The sequence below is a fragment of the Neisseria sp. genome, assembly GCF_041804105.1.
Lineage (GTDB): Bacteria > Pseudomonadota > Gammaproteobacteria > Burkholderiales > Neisseriaceae > Neisseria.
In genome coordinates, this window is sequence record NZ_JBHCJY010000142.1 from 1 (window position 1) to 9,202 (window position 9,202).

Annotated in this window: 7 protein-coding genes and 1 pseudogene; 1 reads left to right on the top strand and 7 read right to left on the bottom strand. The window is 57.2% G+C overall.

Annotated features, from left to right (window positions below; genetic code table 11):
- Positions 1–424: 424 nt before the first annotated feature.
- From recR to ACEYDX_RS12015, 3 genes are all read right to left on the bottom strand, one after another.
- Positions 425–1,030 carry a recombination mediator RecR gene (gene recR / locus ACEYDX_RS12005; protein ID WP_373742250.1) on the bottom strand — a complete coding sequence of 202 codons (606 nt, stop codon included), beginning with the start codon at positions 1,028–1,030 and terminating at the stop codon, positions 425–427.
- Between the two features lie 36 nt (positions 1,031–1,066).
- Complete coding sequence (locus ACEYDX_RS12010; protein ID WP_373742251.1) at positions 1,067–2,917, bottom strand: SurA N-terminal domain-containing protein; 1,851 nt, start codon at positions 2,915–2,917, stop codon at positions 1,067–1,069.
- A gap of 236 nt (positions 2,918–3,153) precedes the next feature.
- Positions 3,154–3,510 (bottom strand): arsenate reductase, encoded by a 357-nt coding sequence (locus ACEYDX_RS12015; protein ID WP_373742252.1) that lies wholly within the window; start codon positions 3,508–3,510, stop codon positions 3,154–3,156.
- Positions 3,511–3,657: 147 nt separating this feature from the next.
- On the opposite strand from ACEYDX_RS12015, the gene ACEYDX_RS12020 reads away from it, so the two are divergent.
- Complete coding sequence (locus tag ACEYDX_RS12020; RefSeq protein WP_373742253.1) at positions 3,658–4,329, top strand: hypothetical protein; 672 nt, start codon at positions 3,658–3,660, stop codon at positions 4,327–4,329.
- Between the two features lie 682 nt (positions 4,330–5,011).
- On the opposite strand, the gene trmB is transcribed toward ACEYDX_RS12020, so the two are convergent.
- From trmB to ACEYDX_RS12040, 4 genes and pseudogenes are all read right to left on the bottom strand, one after another.
- On the bottom strand, positions 5,012–5,716 hold the full coding sequence (gene trmB / locus ACEYDX_RS12025) for a tRNA (guanosine(46)-N7)-methyltransferase TrmB (RefSeq protein WP_373742254.1): 705 nt from the start codon (positions 5,714–5,716) through the stop codon (positions 5,012–5,014).
- A 158-nt stretch (positions 5,717–5,874) separates the two neighbouring features.
- Positions 5,875–7,125 (bottom strand): acetate kinase, encoded by a 1,251-nt coding sequence (locus ACEYDX_RS12030; protein WP_373742255.1) that lies wholly within the window; start codon positions 7,123–7,125, stop codon positions 5,875–5,877.
- A 457-nt stretch (positions 7,126–7,582) separates the two neighbouring features.
- On the bottom strand, positions 7,583–8,752 hold the full coding sequence (gene prpF, locus ACEYDX_RS12035; protein WP_373742256.1) for a 2-methylaconitate cis-trans isomerase PrpF: 1,170 nt from the start codon (positions 8,750–8,752) through the stop codon (positions 7,583–7,585).
- Between the two features lie 341 nt (positions 8,753–9,093).
- Positions 9,094–9,202: pseudogene (locus ACEYDX_RS12040) on the bottom strand (IS110 family transposase); the annotation flags it as partial.

The window sequence follows — 9,202 nt, forward strand, 5'->3', positions numbered from 1 at the left end:
AAGGGATGGGGCGATTATACAGAAAGGCCGCGGCAGGGGCAGGGTGCGGCAGAAAGTCGGGCAAAAATATGACCGTATGACCGAAGGCCGTCTGAAAATGGTTTTTCAGACGGCCTTGGTGTTCGGTTGAGTTTGTACGGCAGATGGACTGATGCGGTATCGTGAACCACCGTCCTTCCCGCGCAGGCGGGAGTCCGGCTTTAAGTTTCAGAAACCTTGTTGATTCATACGTTTGTGAATATAAACCATGGATTTCCGCCTGCGCGGGAAGGACGGACAATTCGAAACCAAATCTCTCCAAACACAGCTTTCGACGAGATAACCGCAATGTAAAGGCCGTCTGAAAAGGTTTTTCAGACGGCCTGCTGCGTTACGGGTTATGGAGCGGTACGGACGGTATTGTCCGATACGGAGGCGTTGATGTTCAGTCTTTGACCTGCCGCCGTTCGTAAACCGCCTGTGCGAGCGTGCCCGCGTCGACGTATTCCAATTCGCCGCCCAGCGGGATGCCGCGCGAAAGGCGGCTGACTTTGCAGGGCAGGGGTTTGAGCAGTTCGGCCAGCACATAGGCGGTGGCGTCGCCTTCGGCGGTGAAGTTGGTGGCGATGACGATTTCGTCGAAGTCGCTGTTTTGCAGGCGTTCGGTAAGCCTGTCGAGCGCGATGCCGTTCAAATCGATGCCCTGTGCGGGGTTGACCTGCCCCATCAGCACGAAATACAGCCCGTCGTGGCAGTTGGCCGCTTCCATACCGGCAACGTCGGCGGGCATGTGCACAATCATCAGGCGGCGCGGGTCGCGGTTTTCGTCGGCGCAGACGGCGCAGAGTTCGTGTTCGGTAAAGGTGTTGCACAGGCGGCAGTGGCGCACCTGTTTCAGGGCGTGCTCGAGCGCGTCGGCCAGCTCGCGTGCTTCGGCGCGTTTGTGCTGCAACAGGTGGAACGCCATGCGCTGTGCGGATTTGGGGCCGACGTTGGGCAGCACTTTGAGTGCGTCGGTCAGTCGGGCGAAGGCATCGGGGGTTTTGCTCATGGTTTTTCAGACGGCCTGTGCCTGTGGGGGTGCGGATTATTCGGCGGTGTCGTCGGCCTTTTGCGCGCCCTGTTCGCGTTTGACCGTTTTTTCGAGATATTTGAACAGTGCGTCAAACGAAACGTCAACCTGCCGCTGCGCCATCATCTGTTTGAACTGGGGCAGTTGCGCCTTCAGATCGGCGGGCGCGGCAATCGACTGCACTTCGACAATCACGGGCGCGGGCAGGCCTTCGAGCTGCACATAGGCGGGCTTGCCGTTTTGCGGACGGGCGAGTACCAAGGCATTGTAGGCTTCGGGCGGCATTGCCTGCTGCGCTTGCTGTGCGGTCATTTTTTCCGCGGGCGACCACTTGATGCCGGCAGGCTGGCGGCCCGCTTTCAGCTCGGCCAAGGCTTCCTGTGCTTTTTTGGCGGCGGCTTTGCCGGCTTCTTCGCGCAGGTGGGCGGCTTTCACTTCATCCTTCACTTCTTCGAAGGGCAGGGTGCGTTCGGGGCGTTCTTCTTTCACGCGCACCACGCGCACGGTGTCCTGTGCCACGGTTACCGGCTCGGAATTGTGTTTTTTCTTCATCACTTCGTCGCTGAACACGGCATCGAGCAGGGCTTTCGGAAGCTGCGCGGCTTCGCCGTTGGCGCGGGTCAGCCATTCGTCGGGCGCAACCACCTGAAGGCCGGTGGCTTTGGCGACTTCGGCAAGGCCGTTGGGATGGGCGAACGAGGCTTCGGCGAGTTTTTCTTTGGCTTTGTTGAATTCGGCGGCGGCTTTTTTCGCTTTCAGTTCAGCCGTCAGGCGCGCTTTTTCGGCATCGTCGAAAACGGGTTGGTCCTGAATGCCGAGCACGGTGATGATGTGGTAGCCTTCGGGGGTTTGTACCAGTCCGCTGATGCCGCCTTTTTCGAGCTTGAAGGCGGCGTCTTCAAATTCTTTCGGCAGGCCGCCGTCTTTGGCCTGCCAGCCGAGTTTGCCGCCCGCCGGAGCGGACTGCTCGTATTGCGAATGTTTTTTGGCCAATGCGCCGAACGAAGCGGGATTGGCTTTGACTTCGGCCAGCACTTTTTCGGCACGGGCTTTGACGGCGCTGTGTTCGGCTGCGGGCGCGTCTTTGGCGGCGCGGAAGAAGATGTGTGCGATATCGCGTTTGGGCGGTGCGGATGCGCTTTGCTCGTCGAAGGCTTTTTTCAGTTCGGCTTCGCCGACGGTTTGTTTGTCGGCCAGGTTTTTAAGGTTCAGTTCCACATATTCGATTTTCGCGCCGTGCGGAATGACGTAGTTTTTCTTGTTGGCATCGTAATAGCGTTTGAGCGCGGCATCGTCCTGCTTGACCTGCGCGGCATACGGCTCGGGCGGGAACGTGGCCGTGCGGACGGTGCGGTCGGCCAAAAACAGTTTCACATACCATTCGGCCTGGGCATCGCTCACCAACGCGCCGTTCTGCATGACGTTCATCAGGTTCAGCACTTGGAACTGCCTGCGGATGTCGGCGACGAACTGGTCTTCGGTCATTTGCCGTTGGCTCAGGTATTCGGACAGCATGGCTTGGCTGAATTTGCCGTTGGCATCGTGAAAATCGGGGTTGTCGACAATCAGCTGCTTGATTTGCTGGTCGGAAACGGCGATGCCCATCAGCGCTGCGCCTTCGGTCAGGTAGGCGTTTTGCATCAGCGATTGGAGCACCGCGCCGCGTTCGGCCTGTCCGCCCGAAGCCTGTACGTTTTGCAGGGCGTTGTTCAGGTCGTGCTGGCTGATTTTCTGGTCGCCGATTTTGACGATGTAGTCGGAACCGGGCGCGGAAAGCTGCACCGCGCCGAAACCGATAAAGCTCACGGCAATCAGGCCGAGCAGAATCTGTGCGGGAAGTCTGAATTTTTCAACGGTATGGAACATTTGGAGTCTGCGGAAAAGGGTCGTGTGAAAGCGCGCATTGTAGCGTGTTTCGGTGTGCTTGGACAGTTCGGACGGTATTTTCAGACGGCGTTTGCCCGCCGGGGCTGCGCTGTTCTGTCGGTTCCGTTTCCGTGCGGACGGCAAAGCGGGGCGGAACGGCGGTTTCCTGTTGCGTTCTCGTGCGGAAACGGCGCGGGAATCCCCGTCCGCCGTCTGCACGGATGCGTTACGCCGTTTTACGGGGCGGTTCGGAAGATTTCTTCGTATAAGGCCGTCTGAAAACCGGCATAGGCACGGCCGCCGTGCTCCAATACCGGACGCTTGATCAGGCTGGGATTTGCTGCCATCAGCGCCACCGCACCGGCAACGCTGCCGGCCTGTGCCTGTTCGGTTTCGCTCAGTTTTCGCCAGGTCGTGCCGCGGCGGTTGAGCAGCGTGTCCAAAGGAATGTGTTGCAGCCAGCCTTCAATCTGCGCCGCGTCGGGCGGCGATTTTTTGAAATCGGAAAACGCCGCGTCGATACTGTTGCCGGCCAGCCAGGCGCGCGCTTTTTTGACGGTGTCGCAGTTGGGGATGCCGTAGATGGTGGTCATGGTAATCAAGCCCGTTCGGAAAGGAAAACGGCATTGTAATGCAAACGGGCCGTCTGAAAAAACCGCATCCAAATCAAAACCTATTTGATATAATCGCCGCAAACAACAATTTCTACATTGCCCTAAAACGCAGGAGCTTTATTTTAGATGAACAAAATCCTACCCGCCGCCTTGGTTTCCTTCGCATTGGCCGCCTGCGGCGACAACAAGCCGGAAAACGGCGAAATCGAAGATGCGCTCAACGGATATTTCGAGCGCGCACGCACCTGCCTGCCTTTGGTGGTCAATGTGCAGAACCCGCTGGTCAACGGCTACCTGACCCAGGTGCCGCTGGGCGCGCCCGTGATGAAAATCGTCGGCAAAACGCCCGAGGGCAAAGACATCAACCAGGCCGCGCTGCGGCAGATGGATTACCTGTCCGACGAGGGTTTCTATAAAAAGGCGGTAACCACCGAACCTTTGTGGAAAGGCAGCAAAAAAACGCACGAAGTCGCCACCTACACCCTGACCGAAGACGGCGGCAAGCAAACCCAAATCATCGCCCGAACCCCGAATTTCTGCGTGGGCAGGCAGCAGGTAACGAAAATCCACTGGTTTACCGATCCGGTAACGTCGAACAAGCAAAGTGTTTTGCGCGTTACCTTCGATACCAAATTCGTTCCCGAAAAATGGCTGGAGGGGCTGTTGAAAGAGGGCGGTTTGGACAAACTGCCGATTAAGGAAACCCATGCCAAACTCAACACCGGCATGGTGAAAACCGACGACGGCTGGAAAGATGCCCGCGAAGTACGCAACCAGCCGAAAGAGGAAGGGCAGTAGCCGTACCCGATTGTTGCCGAAGGCCGTCTGAAAACAGGTTTTCAGACGGCCTTCTTTATTATTGAATTATTGTTGCTGGAAATGTGTAGAAATTATTTCTTTTGGATTTTGCTGAAGAAATATAGAAGATAGTCGCCGAATATGATTAAAAATACCGAATGGCAGCCCAAAAGCAGCCAAATCCGCGTTTTATCCTGAGGGTAGGTATGCACGGCATCGTACCAAACACCGAAAGTCCACAAGGATCCCAATATAGCTGTCATTACGATAAGTATCGCGGCCCATGTTGTTTTGCGTGCATAAGATCGTGTGCCCAACCAAAAACAGAAAAAAATCATACTGCACAGATAAATTGCCATTACTATTTCCTTTGGGTGAGATGCATTTCTACTCGAATCAGCTGCCGAACACATGCCATTTAAACATGAACGATCATATTTCATAGAAAAATAGCCGAATCTTATCATTAACTTTAATGGTCAGATTCGGTAAAAAATCATATTCATGCCCGGCCGGAATTTGTTTTCGCGGATGTAGGGCTTCGTCCAGCGGAGAAGGTAAATACAGCCCGAAACCGTATCAAAAACGCAAGCAGCAACACGCCGATACATCAGGCCGTCTGAAAACCTGTTTTCAGACGGCCTGAGTTGTTTTTACGACTGCCGTTTTGCGTTGCGGAAGGTTATATCCGCTGGAACACCAAATCCCAAACTCCGTGTCCGAGCCGTTTGCCGCGTGCTTCGAACTTGGTTTCGGGGCGGTAGGCGGGGGTGGGCGCGTAACCATCGGCGGTGTTTTTCAGGCCGTCGATGCCGTTTAAAACTTCCAGCATCTGTACGGCGTATTCTTCCCAATCGGTTGCCAGATGGATGTAGCCGCCGCTTTTCAGTTTGGGCAGCAGTTTTTCCACAAAAGGCGTTTGGATCAGACGGCGTTTGTGGTGGCGTTTTTTGTGCCACGGGTCGGGGAAGAAGATGTGGATGCCGTCGAGCGCGCCGTCGGCCAGCATATTTTCCACCACTTCGACGGCATCGTGGCGCATAACCCTGATGTTGCCGATGTTGTCTTCATCGATCAGTTTCAGCAGGTTGCCTACGCCCGGGCCGTGTACGTCGATGGCGAGAAAGTCTTTTTCGGGCAGGCGTTTGGCGATTTCCGCCGTGGCCGTGCCCATGCCGAAACCGATTTCGAGGATTTTCGGGTTGGGGCGGCCGAAAACCTGCTGCAAATCGACGGGCGAGTCGCGGTAATCGACGCCGAACTGCGGCCATCCGGTATCGATGGCGCGCTGCTGTGCGGCGGTCATGTGGCCTTGGCGCAGGACGAAGCTGCGGATGGAGCGTTTGTGCGCTTCCTGGTCGGTGTGTGGGGGGGCGGTGTTGGTCATGTCGGTGCGGCCTGTCGGTGTTAATCGGGATAGGGGCGGATTATACCGCATCCTGTGCGGGAAGGACGGGGCCGCAAGGGTATCCTGCGGCATGACGGAAACGGCAAAGGCCGTCTGAAAAATGTTTTTCAGACGGCCTTTGCCGTGTTGCGGCCAGGCTATAAGCCGGCCAATGCGGCGGTGTCCTGCGCAATCATCCGCTCTTCGTTGGTCGGCACCACCAATGCGGCGGGGTGTTCGGATTTGCTGATGCGTCCCGCCTTGCCGAAACGGACGGCGAGATTGGCTTCGGGATCGGTTTCCAAACCCAGCACTTTCAGACGGCCCAAGGTTTTGGCACGGACGATGTCCGAGTTTTCGCCGATGCCGCCCGTGAACACCACGGCATCCAGCCCGTCGGCGGCCACGGCCATGGCGGCGATGTATTTGGCCAGCCGGTAGGACATGGTTTCGAGCGCGAGTGCCGCCCCTTCGTGGCCTTCGGCGGCGGCTTCCTGAAGGGTGCGGCAGTCGTTGGAAAGGCCGGACAGCCCCAGCAGGCCGGACTGTTTGTTGAGCAGGTCGGTAACCGCGCGGGTGTCCATACCGGCGTTGTCGGCGAGAATGGAGAAAATGCCGGGGTCGAGATCGCCGCTGCGTGTGCCCATCACTAAGCCTTCGAGCGGGGTAACGCCCATGCTGGTGTCCATCGATTTGCCGTTTTTGACCGCGCACACGGATGCGCCGTTGCCGATGTGGGCGATAACGAGCGCGCATTGTTCCAACGGTTTGCCCAAGATTTTGGCGGCTTCGGCGGCAACGTAGCGGTAGCTGGTGCCGTGGAAACCGTAGCGGCGGATGCCGTGTTCGCGGTAGAGCCGTTCGGGAACGGCGTAGCGGTAGGCATAGTCGGGCATGGTTTGGTGGAACGAGGTGTCGAATACGGCTGCGTTGGGCAGGCCGGGGAAAACCTGCTGCACGGCGCGGATGCCTGCAAGGTTGGCGGGATTGTGCAGCGGGGCAAGGGCGCAGCATTCTTCGACGGCGGCCATCACGGCATCGTCCGCCAAAACCGATTCGCTGTATTTTTCGCCGCCGTGGGCGACGCGGTGTCCGGCGGCGGCCACCAAACCGTGCAGGCCGTGGCTTTCGAGTTCTTCAAACAGCACTTCGACGACGCTGCGGTGGTCGTTGCGGCTGCCCAGCTCGGCTTCGTGTTTGTCGCCGCCGCTCTTGCCGTAAAACCAAGACTCGCGTCCGGAAGGGTAAACGCCTTCGGGTTCGAAATATTTTACGGTTATCGAGGCTTCGGGCGTGTTGAGCCGTTCGGCCAGACAGCTCATCAGCGGCAGACCGCTGCTGCTGTGAATCAGCGCGGCTTTGAGCGAAGAGCTGCCGCAGTTGAGCGTGAGGATGAGATGGTCGGACATGGTGTTTCTCCTTTGGTGGGTTGGGGATATGCGGCCTAGAGGCCGTCTGAAAATAATGGGTTGTCGATGTATGCAAAGGCGGAATCCATCTGCCGTTTTCAGGCTATCTGAAAGGTTTTCAGACAGGTTTTTTTATGTAGGGTGGGTGTAAACCCACTGTTCCGTATGTTCAGGCTGTCTGAAAGATTTCCGGACAGGAATGAGTTCTGACAGTTTAAGGCCGTCTGAAAAGTTTGAGGTTTCGGTAACCTGCTCGCTCTCCCGTGAGAGAGGGGTAGGGAGGGCTGTTCGGGTTTGGCAAACGCTTCAGACGGCCTAAACGTTTTGCCCTCTATGTATTTCCTGATACAGAGAAAGGCGGTACGGCAACCTCATCATAGGCCGTCTGAAAACGCATCTTAGCATCGGATGCAGGCATGACGCGTTTTTGCGGAACGCTGCACCCGCTTAAAACATATTAAAACGTATCTTCCGGCACGCGTACCCAGCCCTCCATAATCACCCGCGCGCTGCGGCTCATGACGGCTTTGGTGGCGGTCCAGCGGTCGTCTGAACGTTCTGCCGACGCGCCGACGCGCAAGGTTCCCGAAGGGTGGCCGAAGTGCACGGCGTCGCGTTGGCCGCCGCCTGCGGCGAGGTTGACGAGCGTCCCCGGAACGGCAGCGGCGGTGGCGATGGCGACCGAGGCCGTGCCCATCATGGCGTGGTGCAGTTTGCCCATGCTCATGGCGCGCACCAGCAGGTCAACATCTTCTTTTTGAACCGTTTTTCCGCTTGAGGCAACGTATTCCGCAGGCGGCGCGACCCAGGCGATTTTCGGCGTGTGGGCGCGGGTGGCGGCTTCGGCTACGTCGGCAATCAAGCCCATTTTCAGCGCGCCGTAAGCGCGGATTTTCTCCAATTTGTCCAACTCGGCAGGCTTGCCGTTGATGTCGTCCTGCAACTCCTTGCCCGTGTAGCCCAAGTCGGCGGCGTTCAGGAAAATGGTCGGAATGCCCGAGTTAATCAAGGTTGCTTCAAATTCGCCCACTTCAGGCACGGACAATTTGTCCACCACATTGCCCGTCGGGAACATATCGCCTTCGCCGTCGGCAGGGTCGAGAAATTCGATTTGCACTTCGGCGGCAGGGAACGTTACCCCGTCCAGCTCGAAATCGCCCGTTTCCAGCACTTCGCCGTTCTGCATCGGCACATGCGCGATGATGGTTTTGGCGATGTTTTTCTGCCAGATTTTTACCGTGCAGATGCCGTCTGAAGGGATTTTTTCCTTATCCACCAAACCGTTGGCGATGGCGAACGCGCCCACGGCGGCGGTAAGGTTGCCGCAGTTGCCGCTCCAATCGACAAACGGCTTGTCGATGGCCACCTGGCCGAACAGGTAATCCACGTCGTGATCGGGTTTTGACGATTTGTCCAAAATCACCGCCTTGCTGGTGGACGACGAAGCGTTGCCCAAACCGTCAATCTGCTTGCCGTAAGGGTCGGGGCTGCCCAGCACGCGCAGCAGGATTTTGTCGCGCGCCGCCCCCGCTTCCTGCGCCGCCTCGGGCAGGTCGGTGCGTTTGAAAAATACGCCTTTGGACGTACCGCCGCGGTAGTAGACGGCGGGGATTTTGATTTGCGGCATTTTGTTTCTCCTTTGGTTTTGGGTTTTCAGACAGGTATTTTCAGACGGCCTGTAAAGCGGTGGGTTTACACCCACCCTACGGGCTGAAACCGGTTCGGGTGGTTTGGGCGTTCAACCCGATTTCAGACGGCAGCATTAGTGTCTGTTGGGCCTTGACCCAACCTACGCGCTGCGCTTTAAAGGCCGTCTGAAATATTTTTCAGACAGGCATTGCCTGTTTGGGTTCGCAGTTCAGTAGGTCGGGCATAAATGCCCGACCTACGCAGTTTGTTATTCCGCACGGTAGCAACTGTGTTACCGACTCGTCAGTCAGCAACATCAAACACGGTTAATCAAGCGCATTACAGGCCGTCTGAACACAGATAGTGGCGTACCCGTGCGTTCAGTATTCTCAGCAGTTTGTGCATACACGCATTGATGGCTACTTTGAACGGCTTTCCTTTGCCGGTA

Bases quoted from the DNA above. Each gene is read 5' to 3' on its own strand.
- ACEYDX_RS12030 (WP_373742255.1), bottom strand. From the start codon at position 7,125: ATGTCCGACCATCTCATCCTCACGCTCAACTGCGGCAGCTCTTCGCTC.
- ACEYDX_RS12020 (WP_373742253.1), top strand. From the start codon at position 3,658: ATGAACAAAATCCTACCCGCCGCCTTGGTTTCCTTCGCATTGGCCGCC.
- ACEYDX_RS12015 (WP_373742252.1), bottom strand. From the start codon at position 3,510: ATGACCACCATCTACGGCATCCCCAACTGCGACACCGTCAAAAAAGCG.
- recR (WP_373742250.1), bottom strand. From the start codon at position 1,030: ATGAGCAAAACCCCCGATGCCTTCGCCCGACTGACCGACGCACTCAAA.
- trmB (WP_373742254.1), bottom strand. From the start codon at position 5,716: ATGACCAACACCGCCCCCCCACACACCGACCAGGAAGCGCACAAACGC.
- prpF (WP_373742256.1), bottom strand. From the start codon at position 8,752: ATGCCGCAAATCAAAATCCCCGCCGTCTACTACCGCGGCGGTACGTCC.
- ACEYDX_RS12010 (WP_373742251.1), bottom strand. From the start codon at position 2,917: ATGTTCCATACCGTTGAAAAATTCAGACTTCCCGCACAGATTCTGCTC.